Source organism: Xanthobacter albus, assembly GCF_043194895.2.
Taxonomy (GTDB): domain Bacteria; phylum Pseudomonadota; class Alphaproteobacteria; order Rhizobiales; family Xanthobacteraceae; genus Xanthobacter.
Window position 1 is genome coordinate 259655 of sequence record NZ_CM195532.1, and the last position, 19285, is coordinate 278939.

The 19285-nt window shown below is 72.6% G+C and carries 17 protein-coding genes; 10 read left to right on the plus strand and 7 right to left on the minus strand.

All coding sequences use genetic code 11. From position 1 onward, the window contains the following. Positions 1 to 30: 30 nt before the first annotated feature. Positions 31 to 558 carry a ubiquinol-cytochrome c reductase iron-sulfur subunit gene (gene petA / locus V5F75_RS01170; RefSeq protein WP_394034357.1) on the minus strand — a complete coding sequence of 176 codons (528 nt, stop codon included), beginning with the start codon at positions 556 to 558 and terminating at the stop codon, positions 31 to 33. Between the two features lie 441 nt (positions 559 to 999). On the opposite strand from petA, the gene V5F75_RS01175 reads away from it, so the two are divergent. Genes V5F75_RS01175 through V5F75_RS01185 form a run of 3 tightly spaced genes read left to right on the plus strand, consistent with a single transcriptional unit; the run spans position 1000 to position 2749 of the window. After that, on the plus strand, positions 1000 to 1476 hold the full coding sequence (locus V5F75_RS01175; protein ID WP_394034358.1) for a tRNA (cytidine(34)-2'-O)-methyltransferase: 477 nt from the start codon (positions 1000 to 1002) through the stop codon (positions 1474 to 1476). Between the two features lie 53 nt (positions 1477 to 1529). Beyond that, the gene (gene hemF / locus V5F75_RS01180) at positions 1530 to 2465 is read left to right on the plus strand and encodes an oxygen-dependent coproporphyrinogen oxidase (protein ID WP_394034359.1); all 936 of its coding nucleotides are present in this window, start codon (positions 1530 to 1532) and stop codon (positions 2463 to 2465) included. A gap of 53 nt (positions 2466 to 2518) precedes the next feature. Then, the gene (locus V5F75_RS01185; protein ID WP_394034415.1) at positions 2519 to 2749 is read left to right on the plus strand and encodes a YodC family protein; all 231 of its coding nucleotides are present in this window, start codon (positions 2519 to 2521) and stop codon (positions 2747 to 2749) included. Between the two features lie 757 nt (positions 2750 to 3506). On the opposite strand, the gene V5F75_RS01190 is transcribed toward V5F75_RS01185, so the two are convergent. Genes V5F75_RS01190 through V5F75_RS01205 form a run of 4 tightly spaced genes read right to left on the minus strand, consistent with a single transcriptional unit; the run spans position 3507 to position 6314 of the window. Beyond that, complete coding sequence (locus tag V5F75_RS01190; protein ID WP_394034360.1) at positions 3507 to 4745, minus strand: CCA tRNA nucleotidyltransferase; 1239 nt, start codon at positions 4743 to 4745, stop codon at positions 3507 to 3509. Beyond that, positions 4742 to 5002 (minus strand): DUF6111 family protein, encoded by a 261-nt coding sequence (locus V5F75_RS01195; RefSeq protein WP_394034361.1) that lies wholly within the window; start codon positions 5000 to 5002, stop codon positions 4742 to 4744. Before V5F75_RS01195 ends, V5F75_RS01190 begins: the two co-directional genes overlap by 4 nt. Then, positions 5002 to 5670, minus strand: coding sequence for a CoA pyrophosphatase (locus tag V5F75_RS01200; protein ID WP_394034362.1), 669 nt, complete (start codon positions 5668 to 5670; stop codon positions 5002 to 5004). Before V5F75_RS01200 ends, V5F75_RS01195 begins: the two co-directional genes overlap by 1 nt. Then, positions 5667 to 6314: a DUF1285 domain-containing protein gene (locus V5F75_RS01205; RefSeq protein WP_394034363.1), complete on the minus strand. Its 648-nt coding sequence runs from the start codon at positions 6312 to 6314 to the stop codon at positions 5667 to 5669. Before V5F75_RS01205 ends, V5F75_RS01200 begins: the two co-directional genes overlap by 4 nt. 273 nt (positions 6315 to 6587) lie before the next feature. Here V5F75_RS01205 and V5F75_RS01210 point away from each other — a divergent pair, with 273 nt between their 5' ends. From V5F75_RS01210 to V5F75_RS01235, 6 genes are all read left to right on the plus strand, one after another. Beyond that, positions 6588 to 7589 (plus strand): AAA family ATPase, encoded by a 1002-nt coding sequence (locus tag V5F75_RS01210; RefSeq protein WP_394034364.1) that lies wholly within the window; start codon positions 6588 to 6590, stop codon positions 7587 to 7589. Between the two features lie 18 nt (positions 7590 to 7607). Next, a complete protein-coding gene (locus V5F75_RS01215) occupies positions 7608 to 8525 on the plus strand; it encodes a DUF58 domain-containing protein (RefSeq protein WP_394034365.1) in 918 nt (305 codons plus the stop codon). Next, positions 8525 to 11332: a DUF4159 domain-containing protein gene (locus tag V5F75_RS01220; RefSeq protein WP_394034366.1), complete on the plus strand. Its 2808-nt coding sequence runs from the start codon at positions 8525 to 8527 to the stop codon at positions 11330 to 11332. The genes V5F75_RS01215 and V5F75_RS01220 overlap by 1 nt, the downstream gene beginning before the upstream one ends. Positions 11333 to 11362: 30 nt before the next feature. Then, the gene (locus tag V5F75_RS01225) at positions 11363 to 13429 is read left to right on the plus strand and encodes a hypothetical protein (protein WP_394034367.1); all 2067 of its coding nucleotides are present in this window, start codon (positions 11363 to 11365) and stop codon (positions 13427 to 13429) included. A gap of 131 nt (positions 13430 to 13560) precedes the next feature. Continuing rightward, a complete protein-coding gene (locus tag V5F75_RS01230) occupies positions 13561 to 14118 on the plus strand; it encodes a hypothetical protein (RefSeq protein WP_394034368.1) in 558 nt (185 codons plus the stop codon). Between the two features lie 92 nt (positions 14119 to 14210). Beyond that, entirely contained in the window at positions 14211 to 16271 is a 2061-nt protein-coding gene (locus V5F75_RS01235; RefSeq protein WP_394034369.1) for an ATP-dependent helicase, read from the plus strand. Between the two features lie 27 nt (positions 16272 to 16298). Here V5F75_RS01235 and V5F75_RS01240 read toward each other — a convergent pair whose 3' ends face one another. Both V5F75_RS01240 and ribA read right to left on the minus strand, forming a co-directional pair. Continuing rightward, positions 16299 to 17057 (minus strand): SDR family oxidoreductase, encoded by a 759-nt coding sequence (locus tag V5F75_RS01240; protein ID WP_394034370.1) that lies wholly within the window; start codon positions 17055 to 17057, stop codon positions 16299 to 16301. A 237-nt stretch (positions 17058 to 17294) separates the two neighbouring features. Next, positions 17295 to 18422 (minus strand): GTP cyclohydrolase II RibA, encoded by a 1128-nt coding sequence (gene ribA, locus V5F75_RS01245; RefSeq protein ID WP_394034371.1) that lies wholly within the window; start codon positions 18420 to 18422, stop codon positions 17295 to 17297. Between the two features lie 253 nt (positions 18423 to 18675). Here ribA and hpf point away from each other — a divergent pair, with 253 nt between their 5' ends. Further along, the gene (gene hpf, locus V5F75_RS01250) at positions 18676 to 19281 is read left to right on the plus strand and encodes a ribosome hibernation-promoting factor, HPF/YfiA family (protein ID WP_393987997.1); all 606 of its coding nucleotides are present in this window, start codon (positions 18676 to 18678) and stop codon (positions 19279 to 19281) included. The last annotated feature ends 4 nt before the right edge of the window (positions 19282 to 19285 follow it).

A 19285-nucleotide genomic window follows, 5' to 3' on the forward strand; every position in this document is an offset into this window, starting at 1 on the left:
AACCTTTATTGCGTCGACGACGGTCGAGCGTCAGCCGATCACGATCTTCGTATCGGATGTGAAGGTGTAGGGCGGCAGCGCGAGATTGAGCGGCGCGGGTCCCTGCCGGATGCGGCCGGAGGTGTCGTAGACCGAGCCGTGGCAGGGGCAGAACCAGCCGTCATAGGCGCCCTGGTGGCCGAGCGGCACGCAGCCGAGGTGCGTGCAGATGCCGATCACCACCAGCCACTCGTCCTTGCCGGGCTTCACGCGGTCGGCGTCGGGCTGCGGATCGCGCATGGAGGCGAGATCGGCCTTCTGGGCCTCCTCGATCTCCTTCTTGGAACGGTGGGAGATGAAGATCGGCTTGCCGCGCCACTGCACGGTCACGATCTGCCCTTCGGCGATGGGGGAAAGGTCCACCTCGGTGGTGGAAAGCGCCAGCACCGAGGCGTCTGGCTGGAGCTGCGAAATGAAGGGCCACACCATGCCGGCGACACCCGCCGCGCCCACCGCCCCGGTCGCGATGTAGAGGAAGTCCCGACGCGTCGCCTTCTGCGACGTCTCCGTATGTGCCACGGCGCTGATCCCCGTCCTGTCGTCCGCCGGTCATCCGCGCCGGGCAGCTCGGCCCTGAGGGCGAGGCCCATGCGCACGAATGTGGCGGCGCTGTGAAGTCACAGTTGTCCACCTTCGAGGGCCTCTAATTGCACCCTCGCCTCATCTTGTCCAGATCGTGGCGATGCGGCACGCGGTCATTCCTGGGCCCGCGGGGGCCTGCGCGCGATTCGGGCGCGGGATGCGGACACCTTCAGGAGGTCGCCGGCTGCATGCAATTCGCGGCGAGCCACGGAAAAGTCAAAGAAACGTCATCGCGCGGCACAGACCTGACCCAACGGAGGCGACATCACGCCTCACCACCCCCTTCCTTCGGCTAGGTGCGCGGCGCGCGCGGCGACGGGAGGGGGGCGTGGAAGGGGCTTGCGGCGGGGACGCCCGCCGTGCCACTTCCCCCACGCGATGACCACCGCCTCCCTCATCCTCGCCCTCTACTGCCCGGACATCGCGCAGAACGCCGGCACCTGCCTGCGCACGGGCGCGTGCCTGGGCGTTCCCGTGCACATCATCGAGCCCGCGGGCTTCCCGGTGGGCTCGGCCGCGTTCCGCCGCGCGGGCATGGACTATATCGACGCGGTGGAGTGGCATCGCCACGCCCATTTCGACGCCTTCCGGGAGATGGTGCGGGCCGAAGGGCGGCGGCTGGTGCTGTTCACCACCCGCGCCGAGCACACGCTCATGGACTTCCGCTTCATGCCCGGCGACGCTTTGCTGCTCGGCCGGGAATCGGCCGGCGTGCCGGAGGCGGTCCATGCGGCGGCGGATGCCCGCGTCATCATTCCCATGCGGCCGGGGCTGCGCTCGCTCAACGTGGCGGTGAGCGCGGGGATCGGCCTTGCCGAGGCGCTGCGGCAGACCTCGGGCTTTCCAAGGCCGTGACGGCGCGCCATGGTGCGCCCCCGCCCGAGCGCGCCGACACCGACGGACCCCGCATGACCACCGAGCCTTCTTCGCCCCCCTCTCCCGCGCGCGCCGATGCCGCGCTGCCCCAGCGCCAGGCGCGCGCCCGCGCCTGGTTCGAGGAATTGCAGGGCCGCATCATCGCCGCCTTCGAGGCGCTGGAGGACGAGGCGCCGGCCGGGCTGTACGGCCCCGCCGCCGGCCGTTTCGTCCGCACCCCCTGGGCGCGCACCGACCACACCGGCGCGCCGGGGGGCGGCGGCACCATGGCGCTCATGCGCGGGCGGCTGTTCGAGAAGGTGGGGGTGCACACCTCCACGGTGTTCGGCGAATTCGCCCCCGAGTTCCGCGCCCAGATCCCCGGCGCGGCGGAGGACCCGCGCTTCTGGGCCTCGGGCATCTCGCTCATCGCCCACATGGCGAGCCCCCACGTGCCGGCGGTGCACATGAACACGCGCTTCGTGGTGACCACGAAGGCGTGGTTCGGCGGCGGGGCGGACCTTACGCCCGTGCTGGAGCGCCGCCGCAGCCAGGAGGACCCCGACACCCGTGCCTTCCACGCCGCCATGGCCGCCGCCTGCGCGCCCCACAAGGTGGCCGACTACGACCGCTACAAGGCGTGGTGCGACGAATACTTCTTCCTGAAGCATCGGGGCGAGATGCGCGGCATCGGCGGCATTTTCTACGATTATCTGGACAGCGCGGCGAAGGAGGCGGGCAGCTTCGAGGACGACTTCGCCTTCACCCGCGACGTGGGCCTCGCCTTCCTCGACATCTACCCGAAGCTGGTGCGGGCCAACATGGCCAACGCCTGGAGCGCGGAGGAGCGCGAGGAACAGCTGGTGCGGCGCGGACGCTATGTGGAGTTCAACCTGCTCTACGACCGCGGCACCATCTTCGGCCTGAGGACGGGTGGCAACGTGGATTCCATCCTCTCCTCCATGCCGCCGGTGGTGAAGTGGCCGTGATGGCCCTGTCATGAAGGCTCGATACTCATGCAGGCGGCGCGCGTTGCGCCGTGATGGGGGAGAGAACCATGGCGTTCGAGCCGGGAGAGATCGTTCAGCTCAAGTCGGGTAGCCCGGCCTTGACCGTGGTCGAGGTGCTGGAGCAGGACGTCAAGGTGGTCTGGTACGCCGAGGAAGTGGGCGAGTTCCGCTCCCAGACCCTGCCTGCGGTGTCCCTGGAGACCCTCGACCTGACCGAGTTCGAGATCGAGGAAGAAGAAGAGTCGGAAGAGGACGAGGACTGAGCCTCCGCCACCGGCGCCGGTGAGAAGCCGGCGCCGTGAGGGCGCTCTCGACGGGCGCTCTCGACGCACGTTCCCTGTGTGCGTTCCCGGAGGCTGCGCCGGCTCGGTTCGCCGCGCGCCCGATGGGCCTTTTCGCCGGACCAGCGCGATGTTTCACGCAGGCGCGGATCATCCGCTCCACCGGCCACTCCAAGCCGCGTCTCCCAGGATACGGTTCTGCGCGCGGGCGGGAATATTCCGCCCGTCGTGGAAGCCGAACGCCGCGAGCGGCGGGTCGGCACAACTGGTGCGGATAATCCGGCAGCACCATTGAGGTCGCAGGCTTTATCCAGGGTGATGCCCCGGTTCCGCGCGACGCCGAAGCCCGGCCCCCCTGGCCACCATCTCGATGCGATATCCCCATGCGCGGAAATCCATTTCGAGGTGGAGGCACCCCGACCGCCTGGCGGCACGTGGCGTCACACCGGACCAATGCGCTGGGCGCGCCGGCGTTCGATCGAGCCCGCGCGGCATGTGAGAGCGATGCCGGCCCGGCAGGGTCAAGGACCGGAGCCCATGGCATCGGGTCCGCGCCTCTCGTCCATAGGCTCCCCGCTCTCCCCGATACCGGCGACTGAACCGGGCATCGGCTCGCCCCCCTGCGGCGATCGCCCCGCGATCGGGCGGCCCCGGCATCCTGCCCCAGGCCACCCCCCTCAGGGATGTGCCGAAGGTCCCGCCCGGTCCAGAAACATCATTCGCGCGGCAGGAGGACCCCTCACCCCGCCGCCGCAAGGGCCGCGAGCGCGACGCCGGTGAGGGCATCCCGCGCGGCATCGTCCACGGGGAAGTCGGCCGCCACCCAGGCGTCCTCGGCGGCGGCCAGCGCCCGCCCCAGCGCCGGGCCGGGCCGCGCGCCCCGCGCTAGCAGGTCGCCGGCGACCACCGGCGGGCGGGGCGCCGCCCAGCCCTGGGCCGTGGCCACGAGCGTCGCCATGCCGGAAGCGCCATGGGCCGCCGCCAGCAGGGCGCGGTCCAGGGCGGCCTCGCGCCCGGCGCGGTAGACGAAGGCGCGCAGCTCCCGCTCCGGCGCGCCCGGCGCCGGCAGCGGCGGCGCGGAGGCGGCCAAGGCGGAGAGACGGCGCGTCTCGCCGTTGGAGAGGCGCAGCTTGTCGCGCAGGCGCGGCACGTCGTCCGCCACCCGCAGCGCCAGGGCCGCGAGCCGGCGCAGGGCATCGGGCGGCACGCCGAGAGCCGCCTCGCGGGCGGCGAGGCGCGCGAAGGCCCCGGCATCGGCGAGGCCCGCCAGCAGCGGCTGGATGAGCCCGCAGTCGCTCATCACCTCCAGCGTCGGCGCCGCCCGCCCGGCCGGCAGCAGCTTCATAAGCTCCGCCCGCACCCGCTCGTGGGAAAGGCCGCGCAGGCCCTCCCGGCAGCGGATCGCGGCCTGGAGCGCCTCCGCATCCACGCTTCCCTGCCCATAGGTGGCGTGGAAACGGAACAGGCGCAGGATGCGCAGATAATCTTCCCGGATGCGCGCCTGCGCATCGCCGATGAAGCGCACGCGGCGGGCGGCGAGATCGTCAAGCCCGCCCACGAGGTCGATCACGGCGCCGCCGGAGGTGGCATAGAGCGCGTTGAAGGTGAAATCCCGCCGGGCGGCATCGTGCGCCCACACCCGGCCGAAACGCACCACGGCGCGGCGCCCGTCGGTCTCCATGTCCTCGCGCAGGGTGGTGACCTCATAGGCCTCGTGGTCCACCACCACCGTGACGGTGCCGTGCTCGATGCCGGTGGGCACCGCCTTCATGCCGGCCTGCCGCGCCCGCTCGGCCACCACCTGCGGCAGGGCCGTGGTGGCGATGTCCACGTCGGTCACCGGCACACCGAGCAGGGTGTTGCGCACGGCGCCGCCCACCACGCGCGCCTCCTCGCCGTCGCCGTTCAGCACGTCGAGCAGCGCCCGGAGCCCGTGCCGGCCCCAGAAGGCGGCCCCGGCGATGGAGGCAGCGCTCATTCGTAGTGCCCCGGCACGAACCGCCCGTCGCGGGTTTCGGCCGGCACGTAGCGGCTGCCGGGCGGGGCGCTGCGGCCGCCCTCGAACAGGAGCAGGCCCAGCGCCACCAGCGCCAGCGCCGCCACAGCCAGCGCGGCAAGGGCGCGCGGCGACCAGTGCTCCGGCACCAGCGAGCCCTTGGTGGCGATGAGCAGCGCCCCATAGAGCACGAACGGGGTGAGGAACAGGGCGAGTTCCACCAGCACGGTGCGCAGCATCAGGCGTAGACCCGTTCATAAAGGTTGCGCAGCATGCCCGCGGTGGCGCCCCAGATGAAGCGGCCCTCGTAGGGCATGGCATAATAGTGGCGCAGGGTGCCCTGCCATTTGCGGGACTGGCGCTGGTGGTTGGCCGGTGTCATGAGGAAGCCGAGCGGCACCTCGAAGGCCTCGTCCACCTCGGCCGGGTTGAGGGTGAGCGCATAGGCGGGGTCCACCAGCCCCACCACGGGCACGATCCAGAAGCCGGTGCCGGAGAGATAGCCGTCGAGATAGCCCAGGTGCCGCACCAAAGCGGCATCGAGCCCCACTTCCTCGCGCGCCTCGCGCAAGGCGGCGGCCTTTTCATCGGCATCCTCCGGGTCCACCCGCCCGCCGGGAAAGGCGATCTGGCCGGCATGGCTGGAGAGCTGCGCCGAGCGCTGGGTAAGCAGCACGCCGGGCTCGGGCCGGGCGATGATGGGCACCAGCACCGCCGCGTGGCGCGGCGGCTTCAGGGGCGCGAGGCCCTCCAGGCTCGGCTGCAAAGCGTGGTCGCCGTTGACGCGCGCCAGCGCCCCCTCCGCATAGGAGGGCGGCGGCTCATGCGAGAGGCCGCGCGCCGCGCGGGCGAGGAAATCGGCGAGGCCGGAGCCCACCGGGGCATCGGGGAAGGGGTGCGCGTTCATGAGGCGAGGCGGTCCAGCTCCGCGGCCGGCATGACCGGGAAGAACAGCCCGGCCGAGGCGACGCCGAACATCTCGCGCCCCTCCGCCATGCGCACCTCCCCGGCGGCGACGAGATCGAGAAAAGCGGAGCGGGTCAGGCGCGCCTCCAGCCCATTGCGCACATGGAGGTAGGGCACGAACACCCCCGGCCCGGCGCCGGGCGCGAACCGCAGGGCATGGCCGGGGCCGCAGCGCACCAGGTCGTCGAGATTGGTGCGGAACACCAGCGTGCGGCCCTGCGCGCCCTCCTCCTGCGCCATCTCCACGGCCAGGAAGGGCGCATCGTCCACGCGGATGCCGATCTTCTCCACCGGCGTCTTGAGCACGAAGCGCGCGCCTTCGCGGGTGAGCACCGAGGCGAACAGGCGCACCAGGGCCGGACGGCCGATGGGGGTGCCCATGTAGAACCAGGTGCCGTCGGCGGCGATTCGCATGTCCATGTCGCCGCAGTCGGGCGGGTTCCACTTGTCCACCGGCGCCGGCCCGCCGCCGCCGACGGCGCGCGCGGCCGCCATCAGCGCCTCCAGCCGGCCGCCGGGCGCGGCCGCCGGCCGTTCCGGCGCCTCGGTCAGCGGAAGGGTTTGTCCACCTTCCCGGCCCACCATGGTCTCGTCCTCGCGGTGACGTGAGATGATCCCGCCGCGGCGCGCGCGACGGGGATTAGACGGAACGCAATCTTATCGTAAGCTCTCTATCCGGGTGGCGCGACCTTTGCACGGCGAAATCCGGTAGAAGGCCAAACCCTCGGGGCGGATCGGGAGCCGGATCGACCGGCCGGTTCGCGCGGGGGCGTTTTATCGCCGTTTTTTGCGGCAAGTTTTTGCGGCGAGCCTCGGGCGATACGCCCCGATGGCACTGGTGCACGGAGACCTTGCGTAATGTCGGCTGCCGGCGAGACCTTCGACCTCGACCAGATGATCGTCCGCAACGCGGAAACCGCCGCCGGCCACGTGAAGGCCGCGAAGACCGCCATCTCCGGCGTCATCTTCGGCCAGGAGACGGTGGTGGAGCAGGCGCTCGTCACCATCCTGTCCGGCGGCCACGCGCTGCTGGTGGGCGTGCCGGGCCTCGCCAAGACCAAGCTGGTGGAGACCCTCGGCACCGTGCTCGGCCTCGACGCGCGCCGCGTGCAGTTCACGCCGGATCTCATGCCCTCCGACATCCTGGGCGCCGAGGTGCTGGAGGAAACGCCCGGCGGCCAGCGCGCCTTCCGCTTCATCCGCGGCCCCGTCTTCGCCCAGCTGCTGATGGCGGACGAGATCAACCGCGCCTCCCCGCGCACCCAGTCGGCGCTGCTGCAGGCCATGCAGGAATACCACGTGACCGTGGCCGGCGAGCGCCACGACCTGCCCAAGCCCTTCCACGTGCTCGCCACCCAGAACCCGCTGGAGCAGGAGGGCACCTACCCCCTGCCCGAGGCCCAGCTCGACCGCTTCCTGATGCAGATCGACGTGGATTATCCCGACCGCGAAGCCGAGCGGCGCATCCTGTTCGAGACCACCGGCGCGGAGGAGCAGAAGCCCCGCGCCGCCATGAGCGTGGACGACCTCATCGCCGCCCAGCGGCTGGTGCGGCGCCTGCCGGTAGGCGAATCGGTGGTGGAGGCCATCCTCACCCTGGTGCGCTCCGCGCGCCCCGGCGCCGAGGGCCCCGAGCAGCGCTTCATCGCCTGGGGACCCGGCCCGCGCGCCTCGCAATCCCTGATGCTGGCCACCCGCGCCCGCGCCCTGCTGGACGGCCGCTTCGCGCCCTCCCTCGACGACGTGGCCGCCCTGGCGGAGCCGGTGCTGAAGCACCGCATGGCCCTCACCTTCGCCGCCCGCGCCGAGGGCGAGAGCGTGCCCCACATCATCCGCCGGCTGGTGGAGCGGCTCGGCTGACCGCCGGCTGGATCGAACATGGTGGCTGAAACGTCCCCCGTCGCCGCCCCGCGCTCCGTGGCGGAGGCCGCCCTCCAGGCGGCGAGCCTGGTTTCGGCCATGCCGCGGCTGGTGCTGGAGGCGCGGCGCGCGGCGTCCAGCGTCGCCCACGGCCTGCACGGGCGTCGGCGCGCGGGCGCCGGCGAGAATTTCTGGCAATACCGCCGCTTCCTCGGCGGCGAACCGGCCCAGCGGGTGGACTGGCGCCGCTCCGCGCGCGACGACCATCTGTATGTGCGCGAGCGGGAATGGGAGGCCGCCCACACGGTGTGGATCTGGCCCGACCTCTCCGCCTCCATGGATTACGCCACCGGCGCGCGGGCGCCCAAGCGCGAACGCGCGCTGGTGGTCGCCTTCGCCCTGGCCGAGCTGCTGGTGCGCGGCGGCGAGCGGGCGGGCGTGCCCGGCCTGATGCCGCCCTCCGCCAGCCGGCGCATCGTGGAGCGCCTCGCCGAGAGCGTGGTGCTGGCCGGCGCCCTGCCGCAGGGGCTGCCGCCGGCCTTCGTGCCCGCCCCCACCGCCGAGGTGGTGCTGCTCGGCGACTTCTGGAGCCCGGCGGGCGAGGTGGCGGAGCGCATCTCCACCCTCGCCTCCGGCGGCGCGCGCGGCCATGTGGTGCAGATCGTGGACCCGGCGGAGGAGACCTTCCCCTTCTCCGGCCGCATCGAGTTTTCAGACCCCGAGGGCGGCGAGAGGCTCACCGTGGGCCGGGCCGAAGGCTGGCGCCAGGATTACGCCCTGAAGCTCGACGCCCATCGCGCCGCGCTGCGCGCCGCCGCCGAACGCCACGGCTGGAGCTTCATCATCCATCGCACCGACCGGCCCGCGAGCGAGCTGCTGCTCGCCCTCCACATGCGCATGGGCGCGGGCGGCCCCGTTGCGGGAGGGCGCGCCTGATGCTCGGCCTTCCGCTCGCCTTCACGGCGCCGCTGCTGCTCACCGCGTTCCTGGCGCTGCCGCTCCTGTGGTACGTGCTGCGCGTGGTGCCGCCGCGCCCGCGCGCCGTGGCCTTCCCGCCCACGCGCCTGCTGCTGGACATCAAGCCGAAGGAGGAGAGCGCCGCGCGCACCCCCTGGTGGCTGATGGCGCTGCGCATGCTGCTCGCGGCCCTCGTCATCCTCGCCGCCGCCGGGCCGGTGTGGAACCCGCCGGCGGAAGCCCCGGCCGCGCAGGGGCCGCTGGTGCTCGTCATCGACCAGGGCTGGCCCGCCGCCGGCCAGTGGGAGGCGCGCATGGCCGCCGCCGGCGCCCTCATCGACGATGCCGCCGCCACCGGACGCGGCGTCGCCCTCATCCCCACCGGCGACGTGCCGCGCGACGCCACCCTCCTCACCCCCGCCGCCGCGCGCGACCGGCTGCGCTCCCTGCGCCCGGTGCCCTACGCCCCGGCGCGGGCGGACGCCTTCGCCCTCGCTTCCCGCATGCGGGAAGCGGCGCCCGGCGCCGGCCTCGTCTTCCTCTCCGATGGCGTGGACATGGGCGCCGACGGCGACCTTGCCGCCGCTTTGGCGCCGCTCAGGCAGGGTCGGGCCCTGGTGGTCAGCGGCGGCACGGCCGCGCCCCTCGCCCTCGCCGGCCCCGAGAACGGCGCCGACGCCCTCACCGTGAAGGTGCTGCGCCCGGCGGGCGGGGCCCCCCGCGCCGGGCGGGTGGAGGCGAAGGACATGCGCGGCCTCACGCTGGCGGAGGCCCCCTTCACTTTGCCCGAGGGCGCGGCCTCCACCGAGGCGCGCTTCGTGCTGCCGGTGGAGATCCGCAACGAGATCGCCCGGCTGGACATCGCCGGCGAGCACGCGGCGGGCGCGGTCCAGCTCATCGACCGCAGCTGGCGGCGGCGCACCGTGGGCATCGTCTCCGGCACCTCCACCGATACCGGGCAGCCGCTGCTGGCGCCCACCTACTACCTCACCCGCGCCCTCGCGCCCTTCGCCGACCTCAGGGTGGCGGAGACCGGATCGGCCATCGAGAACATCAACCGCTTCCTGGAGCAGCGGGTGCCGGTGCTGCTGCTGCCGGACGTGGGCACCATTCCCCCCGCCACCCGCGCCCGGCTCGCGAAATTCGTCGAGGACGGCGGCGTGCTCGTGCGCTTCGCCGGCCCGCGCCTCGCCAATGCGCAGGACGACCTGCTGCCGGTGAAGCTGCGGCGGGGCGGGCGCGTGCTCGGCGGCTCCCTCTCCTGGGAGACCCCTCAGCCGCTGGGCGCGCTCACCCCCGAGGGGCCGTTCCGCGACATGAAGGTGCCCTCCGACGTGAGCGTGAACCGCCAGGTGCTGGCGGAGCCCGACGGCGCCCTGGGCGAGCGCACCTGGGCCGCGCTCAAGGACGGCACCCCTCTCGTCACCGGAACCCGCATCGGCAAGGGCGCGCTGGTGCTGTTCCATGTCACGGCCGACACCTCCTGGTCCAACCTGCCGCTCTCGGGCACCTTCGTGGACATGCTCCGCCGCGTGATCGCGCTTTCCGACACCCCGCCCGCCCCCGACACCGCCCCGGCGGACGGCGCCCACGCCGCCGACCGGCCCGATGTGGCGGCCCTCGCCCCCTCCCGCGTGCTGGACGGCTTCGGCGCCTTCGGGCCGCCCGGCCCCAATGCGCGGGCCATTCCGGCCGATTTCGCCGGCCGCGCGGGCGCCGACCATCCGCCCGGCTTCTACGGCCCGCCGGACGGCCTCGTGGCCGTGAACGTGCTGCTGCCGGCCGATGCGCCGAAGCCCATCGATTTCACGGCCCTCGGCATCCGCGCCGAGCCCCTGCAGGAGAGCGCCCCGCGCGACCTCACCGGGCCGGTGCTGATCGCCGCCGTGGCGCTGATGCTGCTCGATGCGCTGGCGGTGTTCCTGCTCGCCGGCGGCCTCGCGCGGCTCACCGGGCGGCGGGCGGCGGCGGCCGCGCTGCTGGGCCTCGCCGTGCTCGGCGCCGCCGCCGCGCCGCGCCCGGCGCGCGCGAGCGACGATGCCTTCGCCCTCCAGGCCGCCGGCCAGACCCGCTTCGCCTATGTGGTCACCGGCAACCGGGAGGTGGACGACATCTCCCGCGCCGGGCTGAGCGGGCTCGCCGAGTTCGTGGGCCAGCGCACCGCCCTGCAGGCCGGGGAGGCCATGGGCGTGGACCTCGCCAAGGACGAGCTGGTGTTCTTCCCCTTCATCTACTGGCCCATCCTGCCGGATACGCCGGTGCCCCCGCCCGCCGTGCTGGCGCGGCTCGACGCCTACATGAAGCAGGGCGGCACCGTGATCTTCGACACGCGCGACGCGCTCGCCGCCTCGGGCGTGGCGGGCGCGCCGCTGACCCCGGCCGCCGCCCGGCTGAGGGAGATCCTCTCCGGCCTCGACATTCCGGAGCTGGCCCCGGTGCCGCGCGACCATGTGCTCACCAAGGCGTTCTACCTGCTGAAGGATTTTCCCGGCCGCTTCACCGGCGGCACGACCTGGGTGGAGGCCCTGCCCCCCGCCGACGACGCCGACCGCCCCGCCCGCGCGGGCGACGGCGTCTCGCCCGTCATCATCACCTCCAACGACCTCGCCGGCGCCTGGGCGGTAAGCCCCTCGGGCGAGCCGCTGCTGCCGCTCACCCCCGGCGAGCCGCGCCAGCGAGAGCTCGCCTTCCGCGCCGGTGCCAACATGGCCATGTACGTGCTCACCGGAAACTACAAGGCGGACCAGGTGCACGTGCCGGCGCTGCTGGAAAGGCTCGGCCAATGACCGCCGCCGCCCACGGGGGTGCCTGACGCCATGAGCTACGGCCTCTCCTTCGCCCCCTTCGTCTCCTGGCCGGTGCTGGCGGCGCTCGCCGCCGCCGCCGCGGTGCTGGCGCTGCTGCTCATCGCCACCCGCACGCGCGGCGCGCCGCTGCGCGCCCTGGCGCTGGCGGTGGGCCTCCTCGCCCTCGCCAACCCCTCCCTCACCCAGGAGCAGCGCGAGCCCCTGCCCTCGGTGGTGGCGATGGTGGTGGACAAGAGCGCCAGCCAGTCCTTCGGCGACCGTGCCGCGCAGACGGAAGCCGCCCGCGCCGCCCTCGCCGGGCGCCTCGCGCAGCTTCCCGGCGTGGAGGTGCGCACCATCACCGCCGACGCCGCCAATGGCGACACCGACGGCACGCGCCTGTTCTCGGCCCTGTCCGCCGGCCTCGCGGACGTGCCGCCGGAACGGGTGGCCGGCGCCGTGCTCATCACCGACGGGCGCGTGCACGACGTGCCGCAGAACGCGCAGGCGCTGGGCTTCTCCGCGCCCGTGCACGCGCTGATCTCCGGCCACGAGGGCGAGCGCGACCGCCGCATCGCCCTGGAGAAGACCCCCCGCTTCGGCATCGTCGGGCAGAAGCAGTCCGTCACCTTCCGCGTCACCGACGAGGGGGTGCCGCCGGGCGCGCGCGTGCCGGTGACCATCCGCCGCGACGGCGAGGAGATCGCCCGGCCCATCGTCACCGCCGGGCGGGCCGAGACCATCGACGTGGACATCACCCACGCCGGGCCTAACATCGTCGAATTCGAGGTGCCGCCGCTCGCGGACGAGCTGACCACGGTCAACAACCGCACCGCGGTCGCCATCGACGGCGTGCGCGACAAGCTGAAGGTGCTGCTCGTCTCCGGCGAGCCCAACGCCGGCGAGCGCACCTGGCGCAACCTGCTGAAGAGCGACGCCAACGTCGATCTCGTGCACTTCACCATCCTGCGGCCGCCGGAGAAGCAGGATGGCACGCCCATCAATGAACTTTCGCTCATCGCCTTCCCCACGCGCGAGCTGTTCCAGACCAAGATCAAGGATTTCGATCTCATCATCTTCGACCGCTACGCCCAGCAGGGCGTGCTGCCGCAGGTGTATCTGGACAACATCGTGCGCTACGTGCGCGGCGGCGGCGCGGTGCTGGTGGCCTCCGGCCTCGATTACGTGGAGCCCGGCTCGCTCTACAACACGCCGCTGGAGGAGATCCTGCCCGCCATGCCCACGGGCGACGTGACCGAGGCGCCGTTCCACCCGCGCCTCACCGCGCCGGGCAAGCGCCATCCCGTGACCCGCGGCCTGCCGGGCGCAAATGCGGAACCGCCGCACTGGAGCCGCTTCTTCCGCGTGATCGACACCACCGCCCGCTCCGGCACCGAGCTGATGGCGGCGCCGGGCGACAAGCCCATATTGCTGGTGGACAAGGTGGGCGAGGGCCGCGTGGCGCAGCTCCTTTCCGACCACATCTGGCTGTGGGCGCGCGGCTACGAGGGCGGCGGCCCCCACATCGACCTGCTCCGCCGCCTCTCCCACTGGCTCATGAAGGAGCCGGACCTGGAGGAGGAGCGCCTGAAGCTCTCCGTCTCCGGGCGCGAGCTCACCGTGGAGCGCCAGACCATGGGCGATGCCGTGCCCCCGGCGGTGGTCACCACCCCGTCCGGCGCCACCCGCACCCTCGCCCTGAAGGAGGCGGAACCGGGCCTGTGGCGCGCCTCCACCCCCGCCGACGAGCTGGGCCTGTGGCGCGCCGCAAACGGCACGCTGACCGCCCTCGCCAACATCGGCCCGCTGAACCCCAAGGAGTTCGCCGAGGTGACCAGCACCCGCGAGGTGCTGGCCCCCATCGCCGCCGCCACCGGCGGGCGGGTGTGGCGCCTCGCCGATCTCAACGGCGACGTGCCGCGCGTGGTGCAGGTCTCTTCCGGCGACCGGCTGGCCGGCGACGACTGGATGGGGCTGAAGACCCGCGACGTCTCGGTGGTGCGGGGCATCGGCCTGTTCCCGGTGTTCGGCGGGCTCACCGGGCTCCTGCTGCTGCTCGGCGTGCTCACCGCCACCTGGACGCGGGAGGGGCGCTAGGGCCAGTCCGGCGGGCGCGCGAAAAAGCACCGCCGGCGGCGAGAGGCCCCTTGCCGGATGCCGCCGCGCGCGGGAAAACTGCCGCCCGGCGGCTGCTTCGGCGCCGCGCACCCTCCGGGAAAGGACCCTCCATGGCGCCGGCGAACGTTTTCGACCCCCCCTCCTCGGCCGGAAGCTATTGGAAGACCTTCTGGATCAGCGAGATTCCCCATCTCGTCATCCTCGCCCTCACCATCGGCGGCGTGGCCTACATCGCGCTGATGCGCCGGCCGCTGGAATATTACTGGGACGTGGTGGCGGTGGTCATCGCCGCCGTCGCCATCCACGGCGGCTGGCCGCGGGCGCAGAACAACCGCGAGCGCTGGCGGCTGGTGTGGACCCAGGCCCTGCACTGGGGCGCCTTCCTCATCGCCATGCGGCTGGTGTTCACGCCCTCGGTGCAGGCGGTGGCCGATGTGGATTCCACCAATCTCGTGGTGCTGCTGCTCATCGCGCTCGGCACCTTCGTGGCGGGCGTGCATGCCCCCTCCTGGCGCATGGCGCTCAACGGGGTGGTGATGGGCGCGAGCGTGCCGGCGGTGGCGTGGCTCGACCAGTCGGCGCTGGTGCTGGCGCTGGTGGCGCTGGTGCTGGGCTCCATGATGCTGGCCCTGGCCTGGTACCATTTCGCATCCCGCCGGACCGACTGAGCCCACCCCGGCACGGTTGCCGCCGGGGCCGCGCCGTTCGATATTTGTTCCCATCCGAACGATTCGCGCGGGGATGATGGGAGGCCGGCCGGGTGCATCTGGACACGCTGAACGACAGCCAGCGCCGGGCCGTGGAGCACGGCGCGGCCGAGGGCACGGCGAGCGGCGCGGGCGGCCCGCTGCTGGTGATCGCCGGCGCCGGCTCGGGCAAGACCAACACCCTCGCCCACCGGGTGGCGCACCTCGTGCTCAACGGCGCCGATCCCGCGCGCATCCTGCTGCTCACCTTCTCCCGCCGCGCGGCGGAGGAGCTTCGGCGCCGTGTGGAGCGCATCTGCGCCAAGGTGCTGGGCGCCAAGGCGGGCCCGGTGGGGGAGGCGCTCACCTTCGCCGGCACCTTCCACGCCATCGGCGCGCGGCTCCTGCGCGAATATGCGGGTGAGCTGGGCATCACGCCCGACTTCACCATCCACGACCGGGAGGATTCCGCCGACCTGATGAACCTGGTGCGGCACGAGCTCGGCTTCTCGGCCACGAAATCGCGCTTTCCCGCCAAGGGCACCTGCCTCGCCATCTATTCGCGCACCCTCAACGCCGAGGCCGACCTCACGGAGGTGCTGCGCGGCGCCTTCCCCTGGTGCGCGGCCTGGACCGGCGAGCTGAAGGCGCTGTTCGGCGCCTATGTGGAGGCCAAGCAGCGCCAGAACGTGCTTGATTACGACGATCTCCTGCTCTACTGGGCCGAGGCGGCGCGCGAGCCCGCGCTCGCCGCCCACATGGGCGCGCGCTTCGATCACGTGATGGTGGACGAATACCAGGACACCAACCGCCTGCAGGCGGCCATCCTGCTGGCCCTCAAGCCCGACGGGCGCGGCCTCACGGTGGTGGGGGACGATGCCCAGTCCATCTATTCCTTCCGCGCCGCCACCGTGCGCAACATCCTCGACTTTCCCCGCGCCTTCACCCCGCCGGCCCAGGTAGTGACGCTGGAGCGCAACTACCGCTCCACCCAGCCCATCCTCGCCGCCGCCAATGCCGTGATCGGCGAGGCGAAGGAGCGCTTCACCAAGAATCTGTGGTCGGAGCGCGCCTCCGCCCGCCGCCCGCGCCTCGTCACCGTGCGCGACGAGACCGACCAGGCGCGCTTCGTGGCCGACGAGGTGCTCGCCCGGCGCGAGGGGGGAACGCTGCTGAAGCAGCAGGCGGTGCTGTTCCGCGCCGCCCACCACTCCGGCACGCTGGAGGTGGAGCTGACCCGCCGCAACATCCCGTTCGTGAAATTCGGCGGGCTGAAGTTCCTCGACAGCGCCCATGTGAAGGACCTGCTGGCGGTGCTGCGCTTCGCCCAGAACCCGCGCGACAGGGTGGCCGGCTTCCGCCTGCTGAACCTGCTGCCGGGTGTGGGCCCCGCCGCCGCGCAGAAGGTGCTCGACGCCATGGCCGCGAGCCCCGCGCCCCTCGAAGCACTGGCGCGGATGCCGGCCCCGCCCCGCGCGGGAGCGGACTGGGCCGCCTTCGCCATCCTCATGGGGAGCCTGCGCGCGGAGGATGCCCACTGGCCGGCGGAAATCAGCCGCGCGCGCCGCTGGTATGAGCCGCACCTGGAGCGCATCCACGAGGACGCGGACATGCGCAAGGCGGACCTGGTGCAAATGGAGGCCATCGCCGCCGCCTATCCCAGCCGCGCCCGCTTCCTCACCGAGCTGACCCTCGACCCGCCCGACGCTACCTCCGCCGAGGCCGGCGCGCCGCTGAAGGACGAGGATTACCTCATCCTCTCCACCATCCATTCCGCGAAGGGGCAGGAGTGGAAATCGGTGTTCGTGCTCAATGTGGTGGACGGCTGCCTGCCGTCCGATCTCGGGGCCGGATCGAGCGAGGAGATCGAGGAGGAGCGCCGCCTGCTCTATGTGGCCATGACGCGCGCGAAGGACGACCTCGACCTGATGGTGCCGCAGCGCTTCTTCGTGCACGGCCAGCATGCGCGGGGCGACCGGCACGTCTATGCCAGCCGCACCCGCTTCATCCCCTCGCCCATGCTGCACCTGTTCGAGGCCCATTCCTGGCCCCCGCCGGCGGCGCGGGCGGCGGCCGGCGCCCTCGCCCCCGCCATGGTAGACGTGCGCGGCCGGCTGCGCGGCATGTGGGGCTGACCGGCGGCGTCCGTGACAGGCCGGCCCTCAGCCCCGGCCGATGAAGGGCATCTTGGTGGCCATCACGGTCATGAACTGCACGTTGGCATCGAGCGGCAGGCTCGCCATGTAGAGCACCGCGCTCGCCACATGGGCGACATCCATCACCGGCTCCGCCTTCACCGATCCGTCCGCCTGGAGGATGCCGGCCTTCATGCGCTCGGCCATGGCGGTGTCGGCATTGCCGATGTCGATCTGCCCGCAGGCGATGTCGTAGGCGCGGCCGTCGAGGGCGGTGGCGCGGGTGAGGCCGGTGATGGCGTGCTTGGTGGCGGTATAGGGCGCCGAGAAGGGTCGCGGCACCTCCGAGGAGATGGAGCCGTTGTTGATGATGCGCCCGCCGCGCGGGTTCTGCGCCTTCATCAGGCGGAACGCCTCCTGGGTGCACAGGAAGGGGCCGGTGAGGTTGGTGTCCACCACCGCCCGCCACTGGCCGAAGGTGAGGTCCTCCAGCGGCACGGGCGGGGCGCCGGTGCCGGCATTGTTGAACAGCAGGTCCAGGCGGCCGAACTTGTCCGCCACCGCCGCGAACAGGGCGGCGACGGAGGCCGGGTCGCTCACGTCCGTGGGCACGACGAGGGTGTGGGGCGAGCCCATGGCGTCGGCGGTCTCCGCGAGCGTGTCGGCCCGCCGGCCGGCGATGGCGACCCCGTAGCCGGCGCCCGCGAGCGCCACCGCCACCGCCCGCCCGATGCCCGAACCGGCGCCGGTGACGATGGCAACCTTCCTGCTGGCCGTGGGACTCATGGTTTCATCCTCCCGTTGTCGCGCCCGCCCGTTCTTCCGGTGGCGGTGCGTGATGCGCCCGAGGCCCCAGCATCGGCGCGCGGAGGCGCTCCGCGCAAGGGCGACGAGGGGGTGATTCGCGAGCGGAACCTCACTGCGCCCCGCTCGCGCGCGAACGGCCAGGGCCGCCCCTCATTCGGGCGCGCGGACCGCGAGTGCCGGAGCGTGGATAAACAGGACGCCTGGAACAGCCGCCCCTCATTCGGGCGCGCGGACCGCGAGCGCGTCGAGGGCGTCGATATCGATGAGGTGGCCGGCGCGGTCGCGCTTGGCGGCGAGGTAGCCCGCATTCTGCGCCGTGGGGCGGCCGAGCACCCGCTCGTCGCCGGCCACATCGAGCCCCGCCGTCCGCAGGGCCGCGATCTTCTGCGGATTGTTGGTGAGCAGCCGCACCCGGCGCGCCCCGAGCTGGCGCAGCATCTCGGCCGCGAAGTCGAAGCGCCGCTGGTCCGGCCCGAAGCCCAGGGCCGCATCGGCGTCGAACGTGTCGTAGCCCTCCGACTGGAGGTGATAGGCCCGCATCTTGTTGGCGATGCCGTTGCCGCGCCCCTCCTGGTCCAGATAGAGCAGGATGCCGCCTTCGCCCTGCGCCATCAGGCGGGCGGTGTCGCGCAGCTGGTCGCCGCAGTCGCATTTGAGCGAGCCGAAGAGGTCTCCGGTGAGGCAGGCGGAATGCAGCCGCACCGCCACCGGGCCGGAAAGATCCGGCCGCCCCACCACGATCGCCACCTGGTCGCGCAGGCCCTCGCCGCCGCGGAACACCACGAATTCGGTCTCGGGCGCGCCCTCCAGCGGCACCCGCGCGCGGCCCACCACATGGAGCCTGGCCACCTGCGCCCGGCGATAGGCGGCGATGTCGCCCGCCGTCACCTTCAGCAGGCCGGGCGCCGCCTCGGGCGCCACATCCGCCAGCACGGCGGCGGGCAGCACCAGGGCGAGGCCGAGCAGGTCGAGCGCGGCGCCGTCGAGCGGGGTCGCCGGCGTCACCTCCTCCCGCTGCGGCAGAACCGCTTCCGGATCGAGCGCGAGGGCGCCTGCCCGGCTAGCGGCGGGCGACGCGAGGGCGATGTGTCCCGCCACGTCCGAAGGACGGCCGAGCTTCTCGAGCCTCGGCGCCGGCAGCACCAGCCGCAGCGCGCGCCCCACCCTCGCGAACGCATCCGCGAGGCGCGCATCGAACGCCTCGGCTCCCACCAGCAGCGCCGCCGCCCCGCCGGCCCCATCCGCGAGCAGGCGCACCGGCCGCCCGGCGCGCAGCTCGGCGATGGCCCGCGCAACCGCGACATCACCGCCGCCCTCCACGCCGAATTGATCCGCAGCGAACACGATCCACACCCCGCATGCCGGGCCGCCGCGAGACATCCACAGGCCGGCCACACTCTTGTTCCCGCTTCAGAAATGGCGATGCGCACGGCGCGGCACAAGGGCACGGGGCGCGGCCGGCGCGCGCGCGGCGGTTCCCGCCGCCTTCCCCTCCGTTGACACGCCGGCAAACCACTCCTACTCCTGTTAAGCCGGCCGGTTTGCAAAACAGAGTGGGCCCGCCTCGAGAAGGCCCACTCAAAGGGGATCAAATCGCATGGCCCTACGCGTGTCGGGAAAGAACATCGACGTCGGGGAAGCCCTCCGGGCTCGGCTCACGGAGCGGGTCTCCGAAGTTCTCGCGAAATATTTCGACGGCGGATGGTCGGGGCACGTCACCGTGTCCCGCGAAGGCTCCGGTTATCGCTCGGAATGCTTGCTGCATCTTGATTCGGGCGTGAACCTCCAGGCCCAGGGCAACGCGCAGGAAGCCAATGCCTGCGCCGATGCCGCCGTGGAGAAGATCGAGAAGCGCCTGCGTCGCTACAAGCACCGCAAGCAGCGGCTGAAGGACCGTCTCTCGGCGGCCTCGGTGGCGGACCAGAGCCTCAAGGCGCAGAGCTACATCCTCAGCGGCATTCCCGATTCGGGCGCCGACGAGGCCGGAGACGAGGCGCTCGACAGCTGGAGCCCCACCGTGGTGGCGGAGCAGATGACCCGCCTGCGCACCATGTCGGTGGCCGATGCGGTCGTGGAGCTCGACATCACCGGCGCGCCGGTGGTCGTCTTCCGCCATGGAGGCCACGGGCGCGTAAGCGTGGTATACCGTCGGCCGGATGGACACGTCGGGTGGATCGATCCGTCCGCCGAGGAAGTCCATTGACCCT

Excerpts from the sequence above, each read along its gene's own strand:
- V5F75_RS01175 (WP_394034358.1), top strand. The coding sequence starts at position 1,000 with ATGACCACCGCCTCCCTCATCCTCGCCCTCTACTGCCCGGACATCGCG.
- V5F75_RS01195 (WP_394034361.1), bottom strand. The coding sequence starts at position 5,002 with ATGCTGCGCACCGTGCTGGTGGAACTCGCCCTGTTCCTCACCCCGTTC.
- V5F75_RS01215 (WP_394034365.1), top strand. The coding sequence starts at position 7,608 with ATGGTGGCTGAAACGTCCCCCGTCGCCGCCCCGCGCTCCGTGGCGGAG.
- V5F75_RS01230 (WP_394034368.1), top strand. The coding sequence starts at position 13,561 with ATGGCGCCGGCGAACGTTTTCGACCCCCCCTCCTCGGCCGGAAGCTAT.
- hpf (WP_393987997.1), top strand. The coding sequence starts at position 18,676 with ATGGCCCTACGCGTGTCGGGAAAGAACATCGACGTCGGGGAAGCCCTC.
- V5F75_RS01205 (WP_394034363.1), bottom strand. The coding sequence starts at position 6,314 with ATGGTGGGCCGGGAAGGTGGACAAACCCTTCCGCTGACCGAGGCGCCG.
- V5F75_RS01220 (WP_394034366.1), top strand. The coding sequence starts at position 8,525 with ATGCTCGGCCTTCCGCTCGCCTTCACGGCGCCGCTGCTGCTCACCGCG.
- V5F75_RS01200 (WP_394034362.1), bottom strand. The coding sequence starts at position 5,670 with ATGAACGCGCACCCCTTCCCCGATGCCCCGGTGGGCTCCGGCCTCGCC.
- hemF (WP_394034359.1), top strand. The coding sequence starts at position 1,530 with ATGACCACCGAGCCTTCTTCGCCCCCCTCTCCCGCGCGCGCCGATGCC.
- V5F75_RS01190 (WP_394034360.1), bottom strand. The coding sequence starts at position 4,745 with ATGAGCGCTGCCTCCATCGCCGGGGCCGCCTTCTGGGGCCGGCACGGG.
- V5F75_RS01225 (WP_394034367.1), top strand. The coding sequence starts at position 11,363 with ATGAGCTACGGCCTCTCCTTCGCCCCCTTCGTCTCCTGGCCGGTGCTG.
- V5F75_RS01240 (WP_394034370.1), bottom strand. The coding sequence starts at position 17,057 with ATGAGTCCCACGGCCAGCAGGAAGGTTGCCATCGTCACCGGCGCCGGT.
- V5F75_RS01210 (WP_394034364.1), top strand. The coding sequence starts at position 6,588 with ATGTCGGCTGCCGGCGAGACCTTCGACCTCGACCAGATGATCGTCCGC.
- V5F75_RS01185 (WP_394034415.1), top strand. The coding sequence starts at position 2,519 with ATGGGGGAGAGAACCATGGCGTTCGAGCCGGGAGAGATCGTTCAGCTC.